General features: G+C 65.0%; 22 protein-coding genes. 14 read left to right on the forward strand and 8 right to left on the reverse strand.

The window, feature by feature from the left end; genetic code table 11:
• Positions 1-8: 8 nt before the first annotated feature.
• On the forward strand, positions 9-2885 hold the full coding sequence (locus ACVW16_RS35555; RefSeq protein WP_456735105.1) for a valine--tRNA ligase: 2877 nt from the start codon (positions 9-11) through the stop codon (positions 2883-2885).
• A gap of 2 nt (positions 2886-2887) precedes the next feature.
• Here ACVW16_RS35555 and ACVW16_RS35560 read toward each other — a convergent pair whose 3' ends face one another.
• Positions 2888-3490, reverse strand: coding sequence for a DNA-3-methyladenine glycosylase (locus ACVW16_RS35560; RefSeq protein WP_456735106.1), 603 nt, complete (start codon positions 3488-3490; stop codon positions 2888-2890).
• A 130-nt stretch (positions 3491-3620) separates the two neighbouring features.
• Here ACVW16_RS35560 and lipA point away from each other — a divergent pair, with 130 nt between their 5' ends.
• On the forward strand, positions 3621-4577 hold the full coding sequence (lipA, locus tag ACVW16_RS35565; protein ID WP_456735107.1) for a lipoyl synthase: 957 nt from the start codon (positions 3621-3623) through the stop codon (positions 4575-4577).
• A 6-nt stretch (positions 4578-4583) separates the two neighbouring features.
• On the forward strand, positions 4584-5054 hold the full coding sequence (locus ACVW16_RS35570) for a type II toxin-antitoxin system RatA family toxin (protein WP_456735108.1): 471 nt from the start codon (positions 4584-4586) through the stop codon (positions 5052-5054).
• Positions 5055-5110: 56 nt separating this feature from the next.
• Here ACVW16_RS35570 and ACVW16_RS35575 read toward each other — a convergent pair whose 3' ends face one another.
• Together ACVW16_RS35575 and ACVW16_RS35580 are read right to left on the reverse strand one after the other, a co-directional pair.
• The gene (locus ACVW16_RS35575) at positions 5111-5722 is read right to left on the reverse strand and encodes a CinA family protein (protein WP_456735109.1); all 612 of its coding nucleotides are present in this window, start codon (positions 5720-5722) and stop codon (positions 5111-5113) included.
• Positions 5723-5726: 4 nt separating this feature from the next.
• Entirely contained in the window at positions 5727-6908 is a 1182-nt protein-coding gene (locus tag ACVW16_RS35580) for a bifunctional 2-C-methyl-D-erythritol 4-phosphate cytidylyltransferase/2-C-methyl-D-erythritol 2,4-cyclodiphosphate synthase (protein ID WP_456735110.1), read from the reverse strand.
• 261 nt (positions 6909-7169) lie between these two features.
• Between ACVW16_RS35580 and dusB the strand changes: the two genes are divergently transcribed.
• From dusB to ntrC, 3 genes are read left to right on the forward strand one after another with little or no spacing between them, the layout of a single operon-like run.
• Positions 7170-8171 carry a tRNA dihydrouridine synthase DusB gene (gene dusB / locus ACVW16_RS35585; RefSeq protein ID WP_456735111.1) on the forward strand — a complete coding sequence of 334 codons (1002 nt, stop codon included), beginning with the start codon at positions 7170-7172 and terminating at the stop codon, positions 8169-8171.
• Entirely contained in the window at positions 8168-9337 is a 1170-nt protein-coding gene (locus ACVW16_RS35590; protein WP_456703547.1) for a two-component system sensor histidine kinase NtrB, read from the forward strand. The genes dusB and ACVW16_RS35590 overlap by 4 nt, the downstream gene beginning before the upstream one ends.
• Before the next feature lie 9 nt (positions 9338-9346).
• Positions 9347-10789 (forward strand): nitrogen regulation protein NR(I), encoded by a 1443-nt coding sequence (gene ntrC / locus ACVW16_RS35595; RefSeq protein WP_456735112.1) that lies wholly within the window; start codon positions 9347-9349, stop codon positions 10787-10789.
• Between the two features lie 170 nt (positions 10790-10959).
• On the opposite strand, the gene ACVW16_RS35600 is transcribed toward ntrC, so the two are convergent.
• On the reverse strand, positions 10960-11106 hold the full coding sequence (locus ACVW16_RS35600; protein WP_456703549.1) for a hypothetical protein: 147 nt from the start codon (positions 11104-11106) through the stop codon (positions 10960-10962).
• A gap of 181 nt (positions 11107-11287) precedes the next feature.
• On the opposite strand from ACVW16_RS35600, the gene ACVW16_RS35605 reads away from it, so the two are divergent.
• From ACVW16_RS35605 to hflX, 4 genes are all read left to right on the forward strand, one after another.
• Complete coding sequence (locus ACVW16_RS35605; RefSeq protein WP_456735113.1) at positions 11288-13702, forward strand: ATP-binding protein; 2415 nt, start codon at positions 11288-11290, stop codon at positions 13700-13702.
• Positions 13703-13719: 17 nt separating this feature from the next.
• Complete coding sequence (ntrX, locus tag ACVW16_RS35610; RefSeq protein WP_456703551.1) at positions 13720-15090, forward strand: nitrogen assimilation response regulator NtrX; 1371 nt, start codon at positions 13720-13722, stop codon at positions 15088-15090.
• Positions 15091-15336: 246 nt separating this feature from the next.
• The gene (gene hfq, locus ACVW16_RS35615) at positions 15337-15585 is read left to right on the forward strand and encodes an RNA chaperone Hfq (RefSeq protein ID WP_007591126.1); all 249 of its coding nucleotides are present in this window, start codon (positions 15337-15339) and stop codon (positions 15583-15585) included.
• An 11-nt stretch (positions 15586-15596) separates the two neighbouring features.
• The gene (gene hflX / locus ACVW16_RS35620; protein WP_456703552.1) at positions 15597-16979 is read left to right on the forward strand and encodes a GTPase HflX; all 1383 of its coding nucleotides are present in this window, start codon (positions 15597-15599) and stop codon (positions 16977-16979) included.
• A 55-nt stretch (positions 16980-17034) separates the two neighbouring features.
• On the opposite strand, the gene mazG is transcribed toward hflX, so the two are convergent.
• Positions 17035-17889 (reverse strand): nucleoside triphosphate pyrophosphohydrolase, encoded by an 855-nt coding sequence (gene mazG / locus ACVW16_RS35625; protein WP_456735114.1) that lies wholly within the window; start codon positions 17887-17889, stop codon positions 17035-17037.
• Positions 17890-18015: 126 nt separating this feature from the next.
• Between mazG and queC the strand changes: the two genes are divergently transcribed.
• Complete coding sequence (gene queC / locus ACVW16_RS35630) at positions 18016-18729, forward strand: 7-cyano-7-deazaguanine synthase QueC (RefSeq protein WP_456735115.1); 714 nt, start codon at positions 18016-18018, stop codon at positions 18727-18729.
• Between the two features lie 268 nt (positions 18730-18997).
• Here the strand turns inward: queC and ACVW16_RS35635 are convergent, their stop codons facing one another.
• Genes ACVW16_RS35635 through nthA form a run of 3 tightly spaced genes read right to left on the reverse strand, consistent with a single transcriptional unit; the run spans position 18998 to position 20663 of the window.
• Positions 18998-19378: a nitrile hydratase accessory protein gene (locus tag ACVW16_RS35635; RefSeq protein WP_456735116.1), complete on the reverse strand. Its 381-nt coding sequence runs from the start codon at positions 19376-19378 to the stop codon at positions 18998-19000.
• On the reverse strand, positions 19375-20034 hold the full coding sequence (nthB, locus tag ACVW16_RS35640; RefSeq protein WP_456735117.1) for a nitrile hydratase subunit beta: 660 nt from the start codon (positions 20032-20034) through the stop codon (positions 19375-19377). Before nthB ends, ACVW16_RS35635 begins: the two co-directional genes overlap by 4 nt.
• A complete protein-coding gene (gene nthA, locus ACVW16_RS35645; RefSeq protein ID WP_456705282.1) occupies positions 20031-20663 on the reverse strand; it encodes a nitrile hydratase subunit alpha in 633 nt (210 codons plus the stop codon). The genes nthB and nthA overlap by 4 nt, the downstream gene beginning before the upstream one ends.
• A gap of 123 nt (positions 20664-20786) precedes the next feature.
• Between nthA and ACVW16_RS35650 the strand changes: the two genes are divergently transcribed.
• From ACVW16_RS35650 to ACVW16_RS35660, 3 genes are all read left to right on the forward strand, one after another.
• A complete protein-coding gene (locus ACVW16_RS35650) occupies positions 20787-21593 on the forward strand; it encodes an enoyl-CoA hydratase/isomerase family protein (protein ID WP_456735118.1) in 807 nt (268 codons plus the stop codon).
• 305 nt (positions 21594-21898) lie between these two features.
• Positions 21899-23020 carry a methionine ABC transporter ATP-binding protein gene (locus tag ACVW16_RS35655; RefSeq protein ID WP_456703558.1) on the forward strand — a complete coding sequence of 374 codons (1122 nt, stop codon included), beginning with the start codon at positions 21899-21901 and terminating at the stop codon, positions 23018-23020.
• Entirely contained in the window at positions 23010-23675 is a 666-nt protein-coding gene (locus ACVW16_RS35660; protein WP_456735119.1) for a methionine ABC transporter permease, read from the forward strand. The genes ACVW16_RS35655 and ACVW16_RS35660 overlap by 11 nt, the downstream gene beginning before the upstream one ends.
• Positions 23676-23831 lie beyond the last annotated feature (156 nt).

A 23831-nucleotide genomic window follows, 5' to 3' on the forward strand; every position in this document is an offset into this window, starting at 1 on the left:
GCAGCCCCATGATCGAGAAAAACTACCAGCCCGCCGATATCGAAGCCCGCATGTCCGTGGTGTGGGAGGACAGCCTTGCCTTCAAGGCCGGCCGTCCCGACCGCCGCGACGCAGTGCCCTTCACCATCGTGATCCCGCCGCCGAACGTGACGGGCTCGCTGCATATGGGCCACGCCCTCAACAACACCCTCCAGGACATCCTGTGCCGTTTCGAGCGGATGCGGGGCCGCGACGTGTTGTGGCAGCCCGGTACCGACCATGCCGGCATCGCCACCCAGATGGTGGTCGAGCGCCAGCTGATGGAGCGCCAGCAGCCTGGCCGCCGCGAGATGGGCCGCGAGAAGTTTCTGGAGCGAGTCTGGGAGTGGAAGGCCGAGAGCGGCGATACCATCATCAACCAGCTCAAGCGCCTGGGCGCCTCCTGCGACTGGTCGCGCGAGCGCTTCACCATGGACGAGGGCCTGTCGAAGGCCGTGGTCAAGGTGTTCGTCGAGTTGCACCGCGATGGCTTGATCTACAAGGACAAGCGCCTGGTGAACTGGGACACCAAGCTCTTGACCGCGATCTCCGATCTCGAAGTGCAGCAGACCGAGGTCAAGGGTCACCTCTGGTATCTGCGCTATCCGATCGAAGGCAAGACCTTCAACCCCGAGGATCCCGCGACCTTTATCGTGGTTGCGACGACGCGTCCTGAGACCATGCTCGGGGATACCGGCGTGGCCGTGCATCCCGAGGACGAGCGCTATCAGAAGCTGATCGGCAAGAACGTTGTGCTGCCGCTGGTCGGCCGCAAGATCAAGATCGTCGCGGACGAATATTCCGATCCTGAGAAGGGCTCGGGCGCTGTGAAGGTGACGCCGGCACACGACTTCAACGATTTCGAGGTCGGCAATCGCCACGGCCTGCGCCGCATCAGCGTGCTGGACAAGGAAGGTCGCCTCGATCTCCTCGACAACGAGGACTATCTGCGCGGCTTGCCGGAAGGCGCATTGCAGTTCGCCGAGGAGTTCAACAAGGTCGACCGCTTCGCGGCGCGCAAGCGCATCGTCGAGCGGCTGGAATCGTTCGGTTTCGTCGAGCGAATCGAGCCGCACACCCACATGGTGCCGCATGGCGACCGTTCCAACAGCGTGATCGAGCCGTACCTGACCGACCAGTGGTACGTCGACGCCAAGACCCTGGCAAAACCCGCGATCGCGGCGGTGCGTTCGGGCGAGACGTCGTTCGTCCCGAAGAACTGGGAAAAGACCTATTTCGAGTGGATGGAGAACATCCAGCCCTGGTGCATCTCGCGCCAGCTGTGGTGGGGGCACCAGATCCCGGCCTGGTACGGTCCTGATGGCAAGGTGTTCGTCGCGGAGACCGAGGAAGAGGCCGTCAGCCACGCGCTGGGCTATTACGTCGAGCAGGAAGTCATCACGGTCGAGCAGGGCCGCGAGATGGCGCTCGATCGCAACAAGCGTGAGGGCTTTATCACCCGCGACGAGGACGTGCTCGACACCTGGTTCTCCTCGGCGCTGTGGCCGTTCTCGACCCTCGGCTGGCCCGAAGACGCGCCCGAAGTGCAGCGCTACTACCCGACCAACGCGCTGGTGACCGGATTCGACATCATTTTCTTCTGGGTCGCCCGGATGATGATGATGGGCCTGCACTTCATGAAGGAGGTGCCGTTCTCGACGATCTACATCCACGCCCTCGTTCGCGACGAGAAGGGCGCCAAGATGTCGAAGTCGAAGGGCAACGTCATCGACCCGCTCCACCTGATCGACGAATATGGCGCGGACGCGCTGCGCTTTACGCTGGCTGCAATGGCGGCGCAGGGGCGCGACATCAAGCTCGCCACCAGCCGCGTCGAGGGCTACCGCAATTTCGCGACCAAGCTGTGGAACGCCTCGCGCTTCGCGGAGATGAACCACTGCGCGGTGCCCGAGGGGTTCGAGCCGGCCAAGGCGAAGGAAACGCTGAATCGCTGGATCGCGCATGAGAGCGCCCACACCACGCGCGAGGTGACCGAGGCCATCGAGGCCTATCGCTTCAACGATGCCGCAGGCAGCATCTATCGCTTCGTCTGGAACGTCTATTGCGACTGGTATGTCGAGCTCGCCAAGCCCGTGCTGCTCGGCCCCGACAGTCCTGCCAAGGATGAGACCCGCGCCATGGTCGCCTGGGCACGCGACGAGATTTTGAAGCTGTTGCATCCCTTCATGCCCTTCATCACGGAAGAGCTGTGGGAGGTCACGGCCAAGCGCGACGGCCTGCTCGCACTGGCGCCCTGGCCGCTGAAGCCATCCGGGCCGACGCCGGAGCAACTCGCGATGCTCGCGGCTGCGGCCGGACCGACTGATCCGCTGATCACGCCTGCGTTCGTGATGCCGATCTTCGATCATGCCGATTTCACCGATCCCAAGGCGGAAGCCGAGATCGGCTGGGTCATCGACCTCGTCACGCAGATCCGCTCGGTGCGCGCCGAGATGAACATCGCACCGGCGACGCTGACGGCACTGGTGCTCGCGGGCGCCTCGGCCGAGACCAGGGAACGAGCGCCGCGCTGGACCGACGTCATCAAGCGCATGGCGCGGCTGTCGGATATCTCCTTCGCAGATCGTGCGCCTGACGGAGCCGTTCAGTTGCTGGTCCGCGGCGAGGTGGCCGCGCTGCCGCTCAAGGGCGTCATCGACGTTGCCGCCGAGCGTACGCGGCTCGACAAGGAAATCGGCAAGGCCGAGGCCGACATCAAGCGTGCCGAGTCGAAGCTCGCCAACGAAAAGTTCGTCGCCAACGCGGCCGAGGAGGTCGTCGAGGAGGAGCGCGAAAAGCGCGAGGCGGCGCTGGCCCGCAAGGCCAAGCTGCTCGAGGCGCTGGAGCGGCTCAAGCAGGCGTCGTAGGCCTACTTCGGAAACGGCTTGCTCAAGAATTTGGAGCCCCTGACGCCATAGCGCCAGGGCAGCTCGACTGCCTTGGTGATGCCGATGCGGATGCCGGTCGCGACCTCGACGTCCGCCGTTCGCGCATGCAGTGCGATCGGTGGGCGATCCAGGGGCAGGGTGTTGTGCGCGATCGTGATGCCGAGCGCCTCTGTCAGCTTGCCCGGGCCCGAGCACAGTGCGTGCACGTCCTGGAGATGGCGACGGCGGCGCATCGCCGCGATCCCATGCGTCGGCTCCAGCGCGCGGATCAAGACGGCGGCGGCCGACCCGGCCCGCTCGCAGACGAAGTTCACGCACCAGTGGATGCCGTAGGAACGGTAGACATAGGCAAAGCCCGGTGGACCGAACATGATCTGGTTCCGCGGGGTCGGGCCGTTGTAGGAGTGCGCAGCCGGCTCGGTATGATGATAGGCCTCGACCTCGACGATGATGCCGCCGACACCGTCGACCAGCATGGTCGCGCCGATCAGATCGGGCGCGACCTCGCGGACATCGCGGTCGAAAAAGGACCGCTTCAGGAGCTTGCCCAGCCGTGGTGTGGAAGTCTTCGAAACTGGAGCCATTCGGGGTGAGAATCGCCTGAGAACAGAGCAGGATATTGCCCATATCTGCCATGTTCCCTGAAGCGGCGCGAGCCGGGTTGCGGCAGGCAGCCAGACCGACTAGGTAGGACCTGAACAGACCGGACAGATCATGGTCGTTATTGTCGATACCATCACGAACCCGCTGCGCCCACGACACCCCGAAAAGGTGAACCGACCTGATTCCGCTTCGCCGGCGAAGCCGGACTGGATTCGCGTGCGCGCGCCTAACACCCGCGGCTATGCCGACACCCGCAACATCGTGCGCGCCAACGGCCTGCACACGGTGTGCGAGGAGGCGGGCTGTCCGAACATCGGCGAGTGCTGGGACAAGAAGCACGCGACCTTCATGATCATGGGTGACACCTGCACCCGTGCCTGCGCGTTCTGCAACGTCAAGACCGGACTGCCCAACGCGCTGGATTCGGCCGAGCCGCAGAATGTCGCCGAGGCCGTGGCCAAGCTCGGCCTTGCGCACGTCGTCATCACCTCGGTCGACCGTGACGACCTCGCCGATGGCGGCGCCGGGCATTTTGCCCAGACCATCCGCGCGATTCGGGCCGCGTGCCCCTCGACCACGATCGAGATCCTGACGCCGGACTTTTTGCGCAAGGAGGGCGCGCTCGAAGTCGTGGTCGCGGCGCGGCCCGACGTCTTCAACCACAATCTCGAGACGGTGCCTTCGCATTACCTGACGGTGCGGCCGGGCGCGCGCTACTTCCACTCGATCCGGCTGCTGCAGCGGGTCAAGGAGCTCGATCCCGGCATCTTCACCAAATCAGGCATCATGGTCGGCCTCGGCGAGGAGCGCCACGAGGTGCAGCAGGTGATGGACGATCTGCGCTCGGCCGACGTCGATTTCCTGACCATCGGGCAATACCTCCAGCCGACCCGCAAGCACCACGCCGTGATGCGCTACGTGCCGCCGGACGAGTTCAGCTCTTACGAAAAGGTCGCCTACACCAAGGGCTTCCTGATGGTCTCGGCGAGCCCGCTGACCCGTTCGTCGCACCACGCCGGCGAGGACTTTGCGAAACTGAAGGCTGCGCGGGCAGCTAACGCCCGCTGAACTGCCATGCCAAGATTTTCGAGCAAGCGCCGTGTCAATCACAGCGCATCCAAGATGTTCGATCTGGTCGCCGACGTCGAGCGCTACCCGGAATTCGTACCGCTGTGCAGCGCGCTGAAGATCCGCCAGCGCATGGCCAAGCCTGATGGTACGGAGGTGCTGGTCGCCGACATGACGGTGTCGTTCAAGCTGGTCAAGGAATCGTTCACCAGCCGCGTGACGCTCGACCGCGCGAATCTGAAAATCCTGGTCGAATATCTCCAAGGTCCGTTCAGCAATCTCGAAAACCGCTGGACGTTCGAGCCCAGGGGCGACGACGTCTGCGACGTCGGTTTCTTCCTTGCCTACGAATTCAAGAGCCGGATGCTGGCGATGCTCATGGGCTCGATGTTCGACGCAGCCTTCGCGCGGTTTTCCACCGCATTCGAAAAGCGCGCCGACGCGATCTACGGCCGGCCGAAGCTGGCGTCGTCCTAGCCGTCCGCGTTGCGCGCAAGCGCAGTACCGACCCGCCTGCGAAGCTTGGAGGGCGCTCACCCCCGCGGGGAGCGCGGCGGTCTGCGCTTCACGGCATGTCGTCGCGGTGAGCGCGTCGCACGAGGACGCAGCCTCGTCGCTGCAGTGGCGCGGCGCGGCTTGGCCGCGGCTTGCGGGCCTCGGGCAAGCTCCATCAGCATGCGGAGCGCTTCGACCACCGAGCGCTGGCGCACGGCCGTGCGGCCGATCGCGCCAAAACGCTGCTCACGATGGATGATGCGGCCGTCGCGCGCGGCGGCGGCGAAATGGACGAGACCGACCGGCTTGCCGGGGGTAGCACCGCCGGGGCCCGCAATGCCGGTGATGGCAACCGCGAGATCGACATCCGCCCGCTCGAGCGCGCCGACTGCCATCGCGGTTGCGGTTTCCCTGCTGACGGCGCCGAAATTGGTGAGCGTTGAGACCTCGACCCCGAGCATCGCGCGCTTGGCGTCGTTGGAGTAAGTGACGAAGCCGCGATCGATCACATCAGACGAGCCGGGGATGTCGGTCAGCGCGCCGGCGACGAGGCCGCCGGTGCAGGACTCGGCGGTCGCGATCGTCAGCTTGCGCATCCGGCACAGATCGAGCAGCGAGCGGGAGAGGGCGCGTGCGTCGCTGCCGCCCATGACCTTACGCGCTCCAGGGAAGGCGGAGTGTGGCGCTCGCGGTGGCCGCGATGCCTTCCTCGCGGCCGGTGAAGCCGAGCCGCTCGCTGGTCGTCGCCTTCACGGCCACGCGGGAGATGTCGACGCCTGATATCTCGGCGATGCGCGCGCGCATGACGTCGCGCAGCGGGCCGATCTTCGGCCGTTCGCAGATCATCGTGACTTCGAGATTGGCGATGCGGCCGCCGCGCGCGGTCACGCGCTCGATGGCATATTTCAGGAACTGGTCGGAGGATGCGCCCTTCCACTTGGCGTCGCTCGGCGGGAAGTGCGAGCCGATGTCGCCGTCGGCAAGCGCGCCCAGGATGGCATCGACCAGCGCATGCAGGCCGACATCGCCGTCGGAATGGGCAAGAAAACCCTTCGCATGCGGCACGCGCACGCCGCAGAGCATGAGGTGGTCGCCTTCGCCGAAGGCGTGCACGTCATAGCCGGTGCCGGTCCTGATATCGCCGAGCAGGCTGGCCAGGCGCGCTTCCTCGCGCACGAAATCTTCGGGAGTGGTGAGCTTCATGTTGGCAACATCGCCTTCAAAGGTCGCAACCGTCAATCCCGCCCATTCGGCGATCGCGGCGTCGTCGGTGAAATCTGAGCGTCCGTCCTTGGCCGCGCGACGATGCGCTTCGAGGATGACATCGAAACGAAAGGATTGCGGCGTCTGCGCGATCCGCAAGCTTGCCCTGTCAGGCGTGTCCTCGACTTCGCCGTTCGCACTCGTGACCTTGATGGTATCGGTGACGGGGACGACGGGGATGGCAGCGCCGGTGCGGCTTGCCGCCTCGATCGCGCGCGAGATCACGCCAGAAGAGACGAAGGGACGCGCGGCGTCGTGGATCAGGACGATGTCGGGCTTGTGTTTTGCGAGAGCTTCGAGGCCTGACAGCACCGAGGCCTGGCGCGTCGCGCCGCCGCTGGCCGGCGCCTCGTGGTTGAGGCCTGCGACCGCTGCCGTGAACATGGCGCCGTCGTCGGGGTTCACCACCGGCTGCACGGCGAAGACGTCAGGGTGGGTGCTGAAGGCTTCCATGGCGCGGTAGATCACGGGCACGCCGCCGATTTCGCGATATTGCTTGGGGCCACCGGCGCCTGCGCGCAGGCCACGTCCGGCCGCGACAAGAACGACTGCAGTGCGCTGTGATTTCGCCATGGGACTCGAATATTTTGTTGCCTGGGGTGATTGACGCATGCCTCTAGCACGGTAGGCCCGCAAAAAAAGGGGTTTCCCTGAATGTGGGACAGCGCATTTTGCTGCGCTGCACTTGAAAGATCTACAGAACTGTCTAAACTGTAGGCATGATGCTTGACTGCACAAGAATTGTGCGCAAGATAAGCCACGGCAGACGCGATGAGGCCCTGCCTACTCAACGGGACCACTGTGACCGGCTCGGCAGGATCAGGCTCTAAGCCGTTGAAAATAGGCGACATCGAGGTCGCAACCTCGGTTTTCCTGGCACCAATGTCGGGCGTAACCGATTCACCCGTTCGCAAGCTCGCCGCCGAGCTGGGAGCGGGTCTCGTCGTATCGGAAATGACTGCCAGCGATGAATTGGCCAAAGGCCACCGCATGTCGCGATTGCGCTGCGAAGCGACCGGCGTAGGGCCGCATGTGGTCCAGCTCGCTGGCTGCGAGGCGCGTTGGATGGCGGAGGGGGCCCGGATCGCCGAGGCCGAGGGCGCCGACATTATCGATATCAACATGGGCTGTCCCGCCCGTCACGTCACCGGCGGTCAGTCCGGCTCGGCCCTGATGCGCGATCTCGATCATGCCCTCAGCTTGATCGAGGCGACCATATCAGCCGTAAAGGTGCCGGTGACGCTGAAGATGCGGCTCGGCTGGGACGACCGCACCCGCAACGCGCCAGAGCTTGCGCGCCGCGCCGAGGCCGCCGGCATCAAGCTCGTGACCGTCCATGGCCGCACCCGCTGCCAGTTCTACAAGGGCGAGGCCGATTGGGAGGCAATCCGCGCGGTGCGCGAGGCCGTCTCCATTCCGCTCGTCGTCAACGGCGACATCACCACTTACGAGAAGGCGCGCGCGGCGCTCCAGGCCTCCGGCGCCGACGCCGTGATGATCGGCCGCGGCGCGCAGGGCCAACCGTGGCTGCCCGGCGAGATCGGCCGACGCCTGAACGGCGGGGCCGCCGAGGCCACACCGTCGCTCGCGACGCAGCTGCATTACGTCCGCACGCTCTATGAGGGCATCTGTGCACTCTACGGCCTGCGCGTCGGCCTGAAGCATGCGCGAAAACATCTCGGCTGGGCACTCGACGTCGCGGCGCAAGCGAGCGGCGCGCCGATCGAGACGTTGAAAGGCTGGCGTCAGAAGATCCTGACCTCCGAGGATTCTGACCTCATCCACCGGTCGCTGCAGGATGCGTTCGATGACTTCGCATGGAGCGCTGCTGCATGACCTCAGCCGCCGACCATCGCCAGCCAGCCGATAGTGACGCAATCCTCGATGCCTTGCCCAATCCCGTTCTGATGATCGGGCCGGACGGCAAGATCGTCGGCGCCAATATCGCGACCGAAGCCTTCTTCGAGATATCGACGCAGTTCCTGAAGCGGCAGTCACTCAAAGAGCTGGTGCCGTTCGGCAGCCCGCTGCTGGCGCTGATCGACCAGGTGCGCTCGTCGAACGCGCCGGTCAACGAATACAAGGTCGATCTGGGCACGCCGCGCATGGGCGGCGACCGCCAGGTCGATCTCCATGTGGCTCCGCTCACCGAGCGGCCCGGCCATATCGTGGTGATGCTGCAGGAGCGCTCCATCGCCGACAAGATGGACCGCCAGCTCACCCATCGCAGCGCCGCGCGCTCGGTGATCGCGCTCGCTGCGATGCTCGCGCACGAGATCAAGAACCCGCTTTCGGGCATCCGCGGCGCAGCGCAGCTGCTGGAGCAGCAGGCCTCGACCGAGGACCGCATGCTGACACGGCTGATCTGCGACGAGGCCGACCGCATCGTGACGCTGGTCGACCGCATGGAGGTGTTCGGCGACGAGCGGCCCGTGGTGCGCGGCCCCGTCAACATCCATTCCGTGCTCGATCACGTGAAGCGGCTGGCGCAGTCGGGCTTTGCCCGCAACATCCGCTTCGTCGAGGATTACGATCCGTCGCTGCCCCCGGTGCTGGCGAACCAGGACCAGCTGATCCAGGTGTTCCTCAATCTGGTGAAGAATGCCGCCGAAGCGCTGATCGACGTGCCCGATGCCGAGATCCAGCTCACCACCGCGTTCCGCCCCGGCGTGCGCCTGTCAGTCCCCGGTCAAAAAACCCGGGTATCCCTGCCGCTGGAATTCTGCGTGAGGGACAATGGACCAGGCGTGCCGGACGATCTTCTGCCCAATCTGTTCGACCCCTTCGTGACCACGAAGCAGACCGGCTCAGGCCTTGGTCTTGCGCTGGTCGCCAAGATCGTCGGCGATCACGGGGGCATCATCGAATGCGAGTCTCAGCCGCGCAAGACCACCTTTCGCGTGCTGATGCCGATGTATTCCACGTCGGTCAAACACGCTGATCACAGCAGTCGCGACGGCTCTGCCGGGAAGTCGTCGTCTGCATCACAGGGCGCAAGATGAGGATTAACGATGCCCGCAGGTAGCATTCTCGTAGCTGATGACGACACCGCCATCCGCACGGTTCTCAACCAGGCACTTTCCCGGGCCGGGTACGAGGTCAGGCTGACCGGCAACGCCGCGACGCTGTGGCGCTGGGTCAGCCAGGGGGAGGGCGATCTCGTCATCACCGACGTGGTGATGCCGGACGAAAACGCCTTCGACCTGTTGCCGCGGATCAAGAAGATGCGGCCGAACTTGCCCGTCATCGTCATGAGTGCGCAAAACACCTTCATGACGGCGATCCGCGCCTCCGAGCGCGGCGCCTATGAATACCTGCCGAAGCCCTTCGACCTGAAGGAGCTGATCGCGATCGTCGGCCGCGCGCTGGCGGAGCCCAAGGAGCGGGTCGCAACGGCCGACGAGGACGGCGAGATGGAGGCGATCCCGCTGGTCGGCCGCTCGCCCGCGATGCAGGAAATCTACCGCGTGCTCGCACGCCTGATGCAGACCGACCTCACCGTGATGATCACGGGCGAGTCCGGCACCGGTAAGGAACTGGTGGCGCGCGCGCTGCATGATTACGGCAAGCGCCGCAACGGGCCGTTCGTCGCGGTCAACATGGCGGCGATCCCGCGCGACCTGATCGAGTCCGAATTGTTCGGCCATGAGCGCGGCGCCTTCACCGGCGCCAACACGCGCGCGTCCGGCCGGTTCGAGCAGGCCGAGGGCGGGACGCTTTTCCTCGACGAAATCGGCGACATGCCGATGGAGGCGCAGACCCGTCTGCTGCGCGTGCTGCAGCAGGGCGAATACACCACGGTCGGCGGCCGCACCCCGATCAAGACCGACGTGCGCATCGTCGCGGCCTCCAACAAGGACCTGCGCGTGCTGATCCAGCAGGGCCTTTTCCGGGAAGACCTGTTCTTCCGCCTCAACGTCGTGCCGCTGCGACTGCCTCCCCTGCGCGAGCGCATCGAGGACTTGCCGGATCTCGTGCGGCACTTCTTCGCGCTCGCGGAGAAGGACGGCTTGCCGCCGAAGAAGCTCGACGCGCTGGCGCTCGAGCGGATGAAGCAGCACCGCTGGCCCGGCAACGTGCGCGAGCTGGAAAATCTCGCCCGTCGTCTCGCGGCCCTCTATCCGCAGGACGTGATCACCGGCTCCGTCATCGACGGCGAGCTGGCGCCGCCCACGGTCAGCCCCGGGGCCGCGGTCCAGCAGGGCGTCGACAATCTCGGCGGCGCGGTGGAAGCCTATCTCTCGTCGCACTTCCAGGGATTCCCGAATGGCGTGCCGCCGCCGGGCCTCTATCACCGCATCCTCAAGGAGATCGAGGTGCCGCTGCTGACGGCCGCGCTGGCCGCCACCCGCGGCAACCAGATCCGCGCGGCCGATCTGCTCGGCCTCAACCGCAACACGCTGCGGAAGAAGATCCGCGATCTCGATATCCAGGTGTACAGGAGCGGGGGGTAAGGCTCTCAGAACGGACGAATGGCTCAGCTCCCCCTACCAGAGCGGAGCTGAGCCTGTCCGGATCGCGCTGGCCCTTGTGGCTGGCGCGGTGAGCAGAAGTCCTGACAGGGCTGAAATGTTCCGCGGGAATATCGCAATTTTGCCGTGGACCGCCGGGCCTGGCGCCGCACCTATCTGATCAGGCGGGCCATGACCGGCTGAATGTTGGCGAATTCCGCCGTCTGCTCCTGCCTGCTGGGGCCGTTGACCAACAGGTCGGAGGCCACAATCAGCAGCAGCACGGCCGATACCATAATGCCCAAAAAAATGCGATCCATGCCGGGTCAAGCCCGAGGGCGCTGATTCCGTTCCGGGGTAAACTCGCAAGAAGCCCATCCCTGTGGATGCGCCCGTCCATTGCGGGAAACACGCCGCGGATTTGTCGCAATTCGGCAACAATGTGGTAGGAATACATCAGTATCCGCCACGCGGACCCCGTTTTCAGCACCCATTGCCGGAATGACCAGCGCAGATACCTCAGCCGCATCCTTTGACTCGGCCCCAGCGGAAGAGCCCCGGCGCTGGTCGGTGCGGCGCTGGCTGGCGCCGTTTGCGGTCGCACTGGCGCTGTTGTCGGCGTTCCTGACGTTCATGGTCCTGACCGGCCTGACGAGCATCGAGCCGACGCCGGAAGTGGTTCGCTCATTCTATCTCATCAATGCGGGCACGATCCTGCTGCTGGTCGGGATCATCGTCCGCGAGCTCTGGCAGCTGATCCTGGCCCGCCGGCGCGGACGAGCGGCGGCACGCCTCCATGTCCAGATCGTCAGCCTGTTCTCGATCGTCGCCGTGCTGCCCGCGGTGCTGGTCGCCGTCGTGGCCAACGTCACGATCGAGCGCGGCCTCGACCGGCTGTTCTCGGGTCCCACCAAGGAAGTCATCCAGAACTCGCTGACGATCGCGCGGGCCTATATGCAGGACCACGCCCAGTTGATCCGCGGCGACATTATCGGCATGGCCAACGATATCGCCCATGCCAGGCCGCTCTACGACCAGGATCGCCGCTCGTTCCGTGAATTGCTGACGTCGAGCGCCGCTTCGCGCAATTTGCCGGGCGCGATGATCATCGACAAGGACACCAACATCCTCGAATCCGCCGACACCGGCATGCGGCTGGCCTATTCGCCGCCGGCGCCTGATTTCCTCAGTAACGTCAACGAGAATGAGCCGGAGATCGCGGTCCTCCCGGATGCGAGTTACGTCGCCGCGGTGATCCGCCTGCGCGCTTTCAGCGACACCTTCCTCTATGTCGCGCGTCCGCTCGATCCGAACGTCGTCGCCCAGCTGAAGCAGACCGAGCTCAGCGTCGCCGAATATGCCCAGATCGAATCGCGCCGGCTCGGGATCCAGGTCGCGTTCGCGCTGATGTTCGCGGTGATCGCGCTGACCATCCTGATGGCCTCCGTGTTGATCGGTCTGAACTTCGCCAACTCGCTGGTCTCGCCGATCCGGCGGCTGATGAACGCGGCCCACACCGTCTCGACCGGCGATCTCCACGTGAAGGTGCCGGTGCATCAGTCGGAAGGCGATCTCGCCCAGCTCGGCGAGACCTTCAACAAGATGACGCAGGAGTTGCGCAGCCAGCGCGACGAGCTCGTCAACGCCAGCGATCTCATCGACAGCCGCCGCCGCTTCATCGAGGCCGTGCTGTCCTCAGCAAGCGCCGGCATCATCGGCGTCGACACCTCGGGCAGCGTGGGCATCCTCAACCGCTCCGCCGAGAAGCTGATCGGGCACTCCGAGGCGGAGACACTCGGCCATCCGCTCTCCGACGTGTTGCCCGAACTCGAGGAGATGATGCAGACGGCGCGGGAAGGGACCCAGCGCCTGGTCCAGGGCCAGATCACGATCACGCGCGACGGACAGGAACGCAATCTGTCGGTCCGTGTCAGCGCCGAGAAGAACCAGCCGCACGACAGCTACATCATCACGCTCGACGACATCACCGAACTCGTCTCGGCGCAGCGTACCTCGGCCTGGGGCGACGTCGCGCGGCGCATCGCCCACGAGATCAAGAACCCGCTGACGCCGATCCAGCTCTCGGCCGAACGCATTCGCCGCAAGTTCGGCAAGGACATCACCGAGACCAAGGACAAGCAGATCTTCGAGCAATGCACCGACACCATCGTGCGCCAGGTCGACGATATCAGGCGGATGGTCGACGAATTCTCGCGCTTCGCGCGGATGCCGAAACCCGTGATGGAAGGCGAGGACGTCGCCGACACCGTGCGGCAGGCGGTGTTCCTGATGAAGGTCGCCCATCCCGAGCTCGATATCGACGCCGAGTTCAAGGATGATCCGCTGCGCGCCCAGTTCGACCGCCGGCTGATCTCGCAGGCGGTGACCAACATCGTCAAGAACGCCACCGAGGCGATCGAGCAGGTCCCGCCGGAGGAGCTCGGCAAGGACGGCGGAAAGGGCCGCATCGACGTCGTGGTGTCGCGGGAAGGCGAGGACGTGCTGATCGACGTCGTCGACAACGGCATCGGCCTGCCCAAGGTCGCGCGCTCGCGGCTGCTGGAGCCCTATGTGACGACACGCGCCAAGGGCACCGGCCTTGGCCTTGCGATCGTCGGTCGCGTGCTGGAAGACCATGGCGGCCGCATCGAGCTGAAGGATGCCTCCGACTTCCGCCAGGGCCAGCGTGGCGCGTGGATGCGGATGCGGTTTGCGATCTCCGGCGAGGCCAAGAAGGCCCAGGGAGCCGCCGAGCAGGCGCCGGCAGCCAAGGACGCGGCCGCGGCGGATCCCCGGCAAACCGCTGCGGATTCCGCCCCGACGCAGGAAACAAAAGTGCCGGCGCCTGAAACCAGAGAGCCGGCTGAAAAGACCAATGATGATTCAACGAAAATCGAAGCCTCGACAGGCAGCTGAAAAGGCAGGCGCGACCCATGGCAAGTGAAATTCTGATTGTCGATGATGAGGCCGATATTCGGGATCTCGTCGCGGGTATTCTCGAAGACGAGGGTTTCGTCACAAGGACCGCGCGCGACAGCGACTCGGCACTCGCCGAGATCGCCAACCGCCGGCCGCATCTGGTGTTCCTCGACATCTGGCTGCAGGGCTCCAAGCTCGACGGCTTGCAGCTGCTGGAGCAGGTCAAGAAGGACAACGCCGACCTTCCGGTCGTCATGATCTCCGGCCACGGCAACATCGAAACCGCGGTCGCCGCGATCAAGCGCGGGGCCTATGATTTCATCGAGAAGCCGTTCAAGGCCGATCGCCTGATCCTGGTCGCCAACCGCGCGCTGGAGAACTCGCGGCTCAAGCGCGAGGTCAAGGAGCTGAAGCAGCTCGCGCCGAGCGCCAGCTCGCTCGTCGGCCGCTCGCCCAGCATGAACCAGCTGCGCCAGACCATCGAGCGCGCGGCGAAGGCCAACAGCCGCATCCTGATCGTCGGCCCCGCCGGCGCCGGCAAGGAATTGACCGCACGCACGCTGCATATGGCTTCGGGCCGCGCCGACGGTCCCTTCGTCGTCATCAACGCAGCAGCGATCACGCCGGAGCGGATGGAGCATGAACTGTTCGGCATCGAGCAGTCCAACGGCGAACATCCGCGCAAGCCCGGCGCGCTCGAAGAGGCCCATGGCGGCACGCTGTTCATCGACGAGATCGCGGACATGCCGCGCGAAACCCAGAACAAGATTCTGCGCGTGCTGGTCGAGCAGTCGTTCCAGCGCGTCGGCGGCACCGCCAAGGTGCAGGTCGACGTGCGCATCATCTCGTCCACCGCGCGCAATCTCGAAGAGGAGATCGCGGCCGGTCGTTTCCGCGAGGACCTCTATCACCGGCTCTCGGTGGTGCCGATTCGCGTGCCTGCACTCTCGGAGCGGCGCGAGGATATCCCCGAACTGATCGACTACTTCATGGAGCAGATCTCGGCCGGCAGCGGTTTGCCCAGGCGGCAGATCGGGCAGGACGCGATGGCGGTGCTGCAATCGCACGTCTGGCCCGGCAATGTGCGTCAGCTCCGCAACAATGTTGAGAGAGTCATGATTCTAGCCGCCGGCGGTCCGGAGGTGATCATCACCGCCGATATGCTGCCGCAGGATGTCGGCTCGATGGTCCCGGCGATGCCGACCAGCAACAATGGCGAGCACATCATGGGACTGCCGCTGCGCGAGGCGCGCGAAGTCTTCGAGCGCGACTATTTGATTGCACAGATCAGCCGTTTCTCAGGAAATATTTCTCGTACGGCCGAGTTTGTTGGCATGGAACGTTCGGCGCTGCACCGAAAATTGAAGGCGCTCGGCGTCGGCTAATGCCCGACGTCGCGCCCAGACCTTGGGGATACCAGAGGAAAAACAACTATTTCCGTAGTTTTTCGGAGAAGACGGACGTCGCCTGCCGCGTGAAGCGGCTTGCCTAATAAGCCGTCCTGTCCTCTAATCGATTGGCGGTTCCTCCGAGGGGGATCTCATGAGGAACGGCAACCGGACGAAGGCCCGATTTTGAAAACGGGGCCGCGACCGGCGCAATAAAAAGAAACTCAAAGCGAGAAAAAAACAATGGCGGCAGACCGCGCACAAAACCTTCAGGACACCTTCCTTAATCACGTTCGCAAAACCAAGACGCCACTGACGATCTTTCTGGTCAACGGAGTGAAGCTCCAGGGCATCGTGACCTGGTTCGACAATTTCTGTTTGCTGCTTCGGCGCGACGGTCATTCGCAGCTCGTCTACAAGCACGCGATCTCGACCATCATGCCGGGCGCTCCGATCCAGCTGTTCGAAGGCGGCGAGGATCAGCCGGCTTGAGAGTGATCTGATTGGACCCCCGGAGTTTCGACGGGGATGCCGACCGTTCGCGGCCGGCAGGGGCTAAGCAGACGGGGCGGGTGCTTGTCATCGGCCCCTATTTGCGCGCGCGCGCGGGAAGTGCCGACGCGCAATCGGAGAGTCATGTTCAGCGCGACGCCGAGGCCAGGCTCGATGAAGCCGCGGGTCTCGCGCGCGCGATCGACCTGGTCATCGCCGATGCCATCATCGCACCGATCAGCCAGATCCGGCCGGCGACCTATATCGGAAAGGGCAAGGTCGAGGAGATCGCCGCGCTCGCCAAGAGCCTCGACGTCGAGCTCGTCGTGATGGATTGCGCGCTTGCGCCGATCCAGCAACGCAATCTCGAGAAGGAATTGCATGCCAAGGTGCTCGACCGCACCGGCTTGATCCTGGAAATCTTCGGCCGCCGCGCCAAGACGAAGGAAGGCTCGCTCCAGGTCGAGCTCGCGCATCTGAATTACCAGCGCTCGCGCCTGGTGCGGTCGTGGACCCATCTCGAGCGCCAGCGCGGCGGTTTCGGTTTCATGGGCGGTCCCGGCGAGACGCAGATCGAAGCCGACCGCCGCCTGATCCAGGAGCGCATCACCAAGCTGGAGGGCGAGCTGAAGAAGGTGCAGGCGACGCGCCGGCTGCACCGCGCCGGCCGCCAGCGCGTGCCGTATCGCGTCGTCGCGCTGGTCGGCTACACCAATGCCGGCAAGTCGACGCTGTTCAACCGCCTGACCCGCGCCGACGTGCAGGCCGCCGATATGCTGTTCGCCACGCTCGATCCGACGCTGCGCGCGCTGACCCTGCCGCATGGCGGCAAGGCGATGCTGTCTGACACCGTCGGCTTCATCTCCAATTTGCCGACCCAGCTCGTCGCCGCCTTCCGCGCCACGCTGGAGGAAGTGCTTGAGGCCGACGTCATCCTGCACGTCCGCGACATCTCGCATGAAGACGCCGAGGCCCAGCAGAGCGACGTCGACGCGGTGCTGCGCCAGCTCGGTATCAATCCAGATGACAGCGGTCGCATCATCGAGGTCTGGAACAAGATCGACCGCTACGAGCCTGACAAGCGCGAAGAGCTTCTGAATATCGCCGCGCGCCGGCCCGAGGATCATCCGGCGATGCTGGTCTCCGCCGTGTCAGGCGAGGGGATCGATGCGCTGCTCGCCGCGATCGAGGAACGCCTCGCCGCCAAACGCACCACGCTCGATCTCTCGATCGACGCCGCCGACGGCGCCGGCATCTCCTGGCTGCACCGCAATTCCGAGGTGCTGGTGAAGGAGCTGCACGACGGCCGTTTTGATATGACCGTGCGGGTGGACGAGACCAAGCGGGATATCGTGGTGAACAGGTTCGACGCGGTGCCGCATCTTGCGACCTAGACGGCGCGGCCCTGCCGCGTGAGTTGCGCAACTTCTTTCTCAACGGACAGCGCAGTTAAGGACGGCCTTGATTGCCTTCCTCTTGTAAAAGCTTGTCCTTCCCCTTCGCCGCATTCCACAGCGTGTCCATCTCCGCCAGCGTCGCCTGTTCCAACGTGCGCCCCTGCGCTTCCAGCGCGCGCTCGATATAGGCAAAGCGCCGTTCGAATTTCGCATTCGTCGCCCGCAACGCGGCCTCCGGATCGGCATCGACATGACGGGCGAGGTTGACGAGCGCGAACATCAGGTCGCCGGTCTCTTCCGCGATCTCGTCCTTGTCGTTGCGATCGAGTGCGGCCTCGATCTCGTCGGCTTCCTCGCGAATCTTTTGCAGCACCGCGCGCGGATCGTTCCAGTCGAAGCCGACGGTGGAGGCCTTGCGCTGCAGCTCCATGGCGCGCGTCAGCGCGGGCTGTCCGGCTTTTACGCCCGAGAGTAGCGATTTTTGCGGTGGCGTTGGCTCCGGCGGGCGGCGTGCGGCGCGTTCGGCCTTCTCTTCGGCCTTGATGCGATCCCAGACTTCCTTGACGTGGGAGGAGGCGAGATTGCCGTCCTTGTCAGCGAAGACGTGCGGATGGCGCCGGATCATTTTTCGGGTGATGGCCTCGACGACGTCGCCGAACGCGAAAGCGTTCTGCTCCGAGGCCATCTGGGCATGGAACACGACCTGCAGCAGGAGGTCGCCGAGCTCCTCGCGGAGATCGTCGAGATCGCCGCGGTCGATGGCGTCGACCACCTCATAGGCTTCCTCGATCGTGTAGGGCGCGATCGTCGAAAAATCCTGCTCGAGGTCCCAGGGGCAGCCGGTCACCGGCGTGCGCAGCGCCGCCATGATCTCGATCAGGCGGGAAATATCGCGGGAAGGGGTCATTGCGGGGCAGTCTCCTGGATCCAAAACCTTATGCCAAAAGCGGGCCTCCGTTCCCAGCGGCACCCTCGGGAACGGGCCGATTTCCACCGATTGGCTGATACGTTCAGCAGTGCTAAAGCGCGGGCCATGAGCGACGCATTTGCTTCACAAACCGCGCTGGTGCTGTTCTCCGGCGGCCAGGATTCCACCACCTGCCTTGCCTGGGCGCTGAGCCGCTTCGCCCGGGTGGAGACGCTGGGGTTCGAGTATGGCCAGCGCCATGCCGTCGAGCTCGACTGCCGCGACCGGCTGTTCGAGGGCATCAAGGGCTTGCGCGCCGATTGGGCCGCAAAGCTCGGCGAGAGCCATACGCTGTCGATCCCGACGCTCTCGGCCGTGTCCGAGACGGCGCTGACGCGCGATGTCGCGATCGCGATGGGTGCTGACGGTCTGCCGAACACTTTTGTGCCCGGCCGCAACTTGGTGTTCCTGACCTTCGCTGCGGCGCTGGCGTATCGGCGCGGCATCACCCACATCGTCGGCGGCATGTGCGAAACCGATTATTCCGGCTATCCCGATTGTCGCGACGACACCATCCGCGCGATGCAATCAGCGCTCTCGCTCGGCATGGCGAGGTCCTTCGAGCTGCATACGCCGCTGATGTGGATCGACAAGGCCGCGACCTGGAAGCTGGCGCATGACCTTGGCGGCGATGCACTGGTCGACCTGATCCGCAAGCAATCGCACACCTGCTATCTCGGCGAACGCGGCGCGCAGCATGACTGGGGCTATGGGTGCGGCGAGTGCCCGGCGTGCAGCCTGCGGGCGAAGGGCTGGCGGGAGTTTGTCGGGAGGCGGTGAGGCAAACTCGGTGTCGTCACCCGCGCAAGCGGGTGATCCAGTATTCCAGAGCCCGTCCTTGAGCCGAAAGGCCGCGGCGTACTGGGTCGCCCGGTCAAGCCGTGCGACGACAGAGGAAAAAATCCGGCCTCTCTCCGCCGTCGTTGCGAGCGAAGCGAAGCAATCCAGAGTCCTTCCGCAGGGGCAGTCTGGATTGCTTCGTCGCACCAGCGCAAAATTGCTTCGCAATTTTGTCGCGGGCTCCTCGCAAGGGAGGAAGCAGCACGCGCTACCCAAAATCCTCCGGCCGAAGCTCAATCGGCTTGCCATGCGGGGTGCGATCGGCGGCATGATCCCAGGCATCGCGATAGCGATGCAGCGTGTCCATCGACGCGACGCCCTTGCGAGCGACGAGGCCCTCCAGCGTGGCAAGCCAGTGCAGATAATAGGTTTCGCCCGTGTCAGGATCGCCGGCGGCTTTCGCGCGCTTGATCTCGTCGGCCAGCGCCGCGGCCCATTCCGGCCAGGTGAAGACGCCGCGCTCGTGCAGGCTCAAGGCCATTGCAAAGGCCTGCGCTTCCCAGGGGGCGCGGAACACCGGGCCGTCGTCGTCGCGCGGAATGCTCGGGATGGCCGCCGTTGCGGCAGCCGCAGCAATGCTGCTCGTCATGCCGGGTCCAGATAGGGCTCGAACGCGTCGATCGAGACCTTCAGGGTCGGATCAGCGCCGGCACCCCAGAGATCGCGGCCCTCGAATACGACCGTGTAGAGCCATTGCGGATCCTCGCCGCGCTCCATCGCGGCCGTATCGGGAAATACATGGCAACCATGGTTCAGCTCGACCACGCCGACATGCCCGCGCACATAGCGCGGCAGCCGCGTATGCGTGGTCGGATGAATGTTTTTCGCGCGGACACGGTCGCCGATGTTGAACTTGGCAGGGGCAGGCGCAGGGCGGGCGAATTTGCCGCGCACCATGACGCGCTCGACATTGGCGAGATCGAACTTGCCGTGCTTGAGCGCTTTGCCGGGCTGCATCGCGCGGCCGGCGGCGACTTCCTCGCGGGTGAGGTAGCCCTTCTCGATCAGCAGCTCCTCGAGGCCGAGGAACCACTTCTTGTAGTAGGAGCTCGAGAGATAGACATGCGGCGGCAGCGTCTCGCGATAGAAACGCGAGGTGTCGATGTTGAACGCGCCGGCTGCGCCCATCGCGCGCACCATCGCCAGCACGCGGGCCTCCCACGCCTCATGAAACATCGGCTCGTTCGGCTCGGGCTCGACCTTGCCGAACCCGTCCATGCCGCCCATGTCGTGCACGCCGTTCAAGACGGCGCTCCGGGCGTCCTGGGAAAGCCGGTTCCGATCATCGAATCGCGGGTGACGAGTTCGGCAAGCTGCTCCTCGCTCCAGCCTTCGGTGCCCGCGGGCCGCATCGGCAGCACCAGGAAGCGCGTCTCGGCGGTGGAATCCCATACCCGGATTTCCGTGTCCTTCGGCAGTGTGACGTCGAATTCGGCGAGCACGCCGCGTGGATCCTTCACCGCGCGCGAACGATAGGGCGACGCCTTGTACCAGACCGGCGGCAGGCCCAGCATTTCCCAGGGGTAACAGGAGCACAGCGTGCACACGACCATGTTGTGACGCTGCGGTGTGTTCTCGACCACGACGAGATGATCGCCGACGCGGCTGACATGGCCGAGCGTGCCGATCGCCTTGCTGCCGTCCTCCAGCAGCGCCTTCTTGAAATCGGCATCAATCCAGGCTTTTGCGACGACGCGGGCGCCGTTATGCGGGCCGATCTTGGTTTCATAGGCCTGGATGATGGCGTCGAGCGCGGCTGGCTCGACGTAGCCTTTTTCGGTCAAGATCGTTTCGAGCGCGCGCACGCGCAACTCGGTTTCCGACAGTTCCGAATGATCATGGTCGTGGTGATGGTGGTCGTGATCTTGGCTCATGGCGGCGAAAGATTAAGCGCAACGATCCTGTCCTGTCGAGCATTCGTTGCGGCGCAGCTGGTCCCATGTTCCTGACGCCTGATGTGCGCTACGATGGAGCAAAAATCGGCTTCGGAGGCGCCCGTGAAAGAGTTCGTCAAGATCGAGAAAGGCCTCGGTCCCGAGGGGCGGATTGCCGTAGTGCGGTTCGATCGTCACGACGGCATCAACGCATTGTCGCCGGAGGCGCTGCGCCAGCTCACCGCGGCGGCACGTAGCTTCGAGGATGATGCGGCGACGTCGGTCGTTGTGCTGACCGGGAATTCGGGCGCGTTCAGCGCCGGCTTCGATTTGAAGGACCCCGAAGGGCGCTCGCGCAAGGAGATGGATATTGGCACGCTGAGGCGGCATCTCAGGCTGGGCCCGCGCCTGACACACGCCTGGCACGAGATGGAGCAGATCACCATCGCCGCGATCGAAGGCTTTTGCATCGGCGGCGGCGTGGCGTTGGCGGTCGCGCTCGACTTCCGCGTCATGGGCCGCGATGCGCATCTGCGCGTGCCCGAGATCGGGCTCGGCATGAACATGAGTTGGCAGAGCATCCCGCGCATGCTGCATCTGATCGGGCCGGCCCGCACCAAGCAGGCCGTGGTCCTGGCCGATGAGCGCATCTCGGCGGACGACGCCTATCAATGGGGCCTGGTCGAGCAGGTGGTCGATCCCGGCCATGCCTTCGATGCCGCCATGGAACTGGCCCGCAAGGTCGCCGCCCAGCCGCCGCTCGCGGTCGCCATGACCAAGCTGACGGTCAACCGGCTCGCGCATGCGCTGGACGATCTCGCCAGTCACATGGACGTCGATCAGTTCGCGCTGGCGAGCCTCAGCGAAGACCACAGGGAGGGCGTCGAAGCGTTCCTGACTCGGCGCAAGGCTAAGTTCAGAGGAAGGTAGCCAACGGATTCCTTACCGCCTTGAGCAGGAGAGGCGCGGCTATTGAATCGCCGGCGCGCGGCAACGGCTCGGTCAATGGGTCAACCAGCCCGGAGACTGCCCCGTGGCAAAGGAATTTTCTTCCCGTGAGGCGGATTGGGAAAACTTCGCCCAACGCCTCGCAAATATCTGAAATTGCGCAGACGGCCGGAAAAGGCGATATGTTGCAGCGCAGCGTCGCCGGCGCCTGCCATTGTTCCACCTTCTGCCGTTTGGAACGACCTTGACCTTGTGCGCCTGTCGGGCGGGCGAGCTAAACATCGTGCATGAAAGCCGCTTCCATGAATGCGCAGCCATCGCTGGTGGTCGGAGACCCGATCGAAATCCTGGACGCCGCGGCCAAGCCGGATGCCATGGTCCGTTTCGAGAACATCTCGAAAACCTATCCGGCTTATCGCGGCAAGCCCGGTGTCGTTGCGCTGCGAGGCATCGATTTCGCCATCGCGCGAGGCTCCATCACCGGCGTGATCGGCCGCTCCGGCGCCGGCAAGTCGAGCCTGGTCCGCCTCATCAACGGGCTTGAGAAGCCGACCGCCGGCCGCGTCGTCGTCGACGCCAGAGACATCTCGGCGCTAACGGGGCGCGACTTGCGGCTGGCGCAGCGCTCGATCGGGATGATCTTCCAGCATTTCAACCTGCTGTCGTCGCGCACTGCCGCCGACAACATCGCGCTGCCGCTGGAGATCGCCGGCTGGTCCAAGGCCGACATCCGCGCCCGCGTGAGCGAGCTGCTTGCGCTGGTCGGCATCGCAGACAAGCACGATCGGTACCCGTCAGAACTCTCCGGCGGCCAGAAGCAGCGTGTCGGCATCGCCCGCGCGCTGGCGACGCGGCCGGATGTGCTGCTCTCGGACGAGGCGACCTCCGCGCTCGATCCGCAGACCACGCGTGCGATCCTTGACCTGCTTGCGAATATCAACCGCGAGCTCGGCGTGACCATCGTGCTGATCACCCACGAAATGTCCGTGGTGCGTCAGCTCGCCAAGGAAGTCGTCGTGCTCGATGCCGGTCACGTCGTCGAGCGCGGCCACGTCGCCGACATCTTCACCCATCCCAAGCATCCGATCACGCAGTCTTTCCTGGCCGAGGTCACAGGCGACAGCCTTCCGGTCTCGCTGGCCGGTCGCATCGTGCAGGAGCCCGGCGGCCACGCCGTGATCCGCGTCCAGGTGCGCGGAGCAGGGGCCGGCGCCACGCTGATCGCGCGGCTTGCCCGCGAGCTCGGCCTCGACGTCTCGCTGCTGTCGGCCCGCATCGACGAGATCGGCGGCCAGCATGTCGGCTCGCTGGTGCTCGGCATTCCCGGCGGCGAGGGCGCCGCGGCGCGCACGCTGGCATGGCTCTCACAATTTCAGATCTCGGCGGAGCGTCTCGGCTATGTCGCCTGAACTCATCAAACTGATCATCCAGGCCACCTTCGAAAGCCTGTACATGGTCGGCATCGCGGCGCTGATCGGCACCGCGTTCGGCCTGCCGCTCGGCGTGTTCCTCGCCACCAGCCGGAAGGGCGAGCTGTTCGCGGCGCCCACCGTCAATCGCGTGCTGGGCATCGTCGTCAATGCGACGCGTTCGACGCCCTTCATCATCCTGGTCGTCGCCATCATTCCGTTCACCCGAATGGTCGCCGGCACGTCGATCGGGTCGACGGCCGCCATCGTGCCATTGACCATCGCCTCCGCACCTTTCATCGCGCGTCTCGTCGAAGGTGCGATCCGCGAGGTCGACGGCGGCCTGATCGAGACCGCATCCTCGTTTGGGGCCTCGCCGGTCCAGATCGTGTTCAAGGTGCTGATCCCCGAGGCGCTGCCCGGCCTGCTGCTGGCGCTGACGCTCGCGGTCGTCAGCCTGCTCGGCTATTCCGCCATGGTCGGCGCCGTTGGAGGCGGGGGCTTAGGCGATCTCGGCATCCGTTACGGCTATCAGCGCTTCATGCCTGAGATGATGCTGGCGGTGGTCGTCGTGCTGATCGCACTGGTGCAACTCGTGCAGAGTGCCGGCGATTATCTGGCGCGCCGGGTCAACCGGCGGCTGCGTCACCGCTGATCGACCTCACGCCGCCGGCCAGCCCGCGCCGCAGCGTCTCCTGAGGGAGCCCGGAAGGAGACCGGATGCGGCGTTCTCCAGTCGACCGCTTCTACCGAATGGCCGATCCAGAACCGGCCGTCGCCACATCACCGACATGCGTTGACGCGAGCGCCA

The sequence above is a fragment of the Bradyrhizobium sp. USDA 4474 genome, assembly GCF_054057515.1.

Bases quoted from the DNA above. Each gene is read 5' to 3' on its own strand.
- hfq (WP_007591126.1), top strand. From the start codon at position 15,337: ATGGCGGCAGACCGCGCACAAAACCTTCAGGACACCTTCCTTAATCAC.
- ACVW16_RS35600 (WP_456703549.1), bottom strand. From the start codon at position 11,106: ATGGATCGCATTTTTTTGGGCATTATGGTATCGGCCGTGCTGCTGCTG.
- ACVW16_RS35570 (WP_456735108.1), top strand. From the start codon at position 4,584: ATGCCAAGATTTTCGAGCAAGCGCCGTGTCAATCACAGCGCATCCAAG.
- queC (WP_456735115.1), top strand. From the start codon at position 18,016: ATGAGCGACGCATTTGCTTCACAAACCGCGCTGGTGCTGTTCTCCGGC.
- ACVW16_RS35635 (WP_456735116.1), bottom strand. From the start codon at position 19,378: ATGACGAGCAGCATTGCTGCGGCTGCCGCAACGGCGGCCATCCCGAGC.
- ACVW16_RS35580 (WP_456735110.1), bottom strand. From the start codon at position 6,908: ATGGCGAAATCACAGCGCACTGCAGTCGTTCTTGTCGCGGCCGGACGT.
- ntrX (WP_456703551.1), top strand. From the start codon at position 13,720: ATGGCAAGTGAAATTCTGATTGTCGATGATGAGGCCGATATTCGGGAT.
- ACVW16_RS35655 (WP_456703558.1), top strand. From the start codon at position 21,899: ATGAAAGCCGCTTCCATGAATGCGCAGCCATCGCTGGTGGTCGGAGAC.
- ACVW16_RS35590 (WP_456703547.1), top strand. From the start codon at position 8,168: ATGACCTCAGCCGCCGACCATCGCCAGCCAGCCGATAGTGACGCAATC.
- ACVW16_RS35605 (WP_456735113.1), top strand. From the start codon at position 11,288: ATGACCAGCGCAGATACCTCAGCCGCATCCTTTGACTCGGCCCCAGCG.
- lipA (WP_456735107.1), top strand. From the start codon at position 3,621: ATGGTCGTTATTGTCGATACCATCACGAACCCGCTGCGCCCACGACAC.
- ACVW16_RS35560 (WP_456735106.1), bottom strand. From the start codon at position 3,490: ATGGCTCCAGTTTCGAAGACTTCCACACCACGGCTGGGCAAGCTCCTG.
- ACVW16_RS35575 (WP_456735109.1), bottom strand. From the start codon at position 5,722: ATGGGCGGCAGCGACGCACGCGCCCTCTCCCGCTCGCTGCTCGATCTG.
- mazG (WP_456735114.1), bottom strand. From the start codon at position 17,889: ATGACCCCTTCCCGCGATATTTCCCGCCTGATCGAGATCATGGCGGCG.
- ACVW16_RS35660 (WP_456735119.1), top strand. From the start codon at position 23,010: ATGTCGCCTGAACTCATCAAACTGATCATCCAGGCCACCTTCGAAAGC.
- ntrC (WP_456735112.1), top strand. From the start codon at position 9,347: ATGCCCGCAGGTAGCATTCTCGTAGCTGATGACGACACCGCCATCCGC.
- ACVW16_RS35555 (WP_456735105.1), top strand. From the start codon at position 9: ATGATCGAGAAAAACTACCAGCCCGCCGATATCGAAGCCCGCATGTCC.
- nthA (WP_456705282.1), bottom strand. From the start codon at position 20,663: ATGAGCCAAGATCACGACCACCATCACCACGACCATGATCATTCGGAA.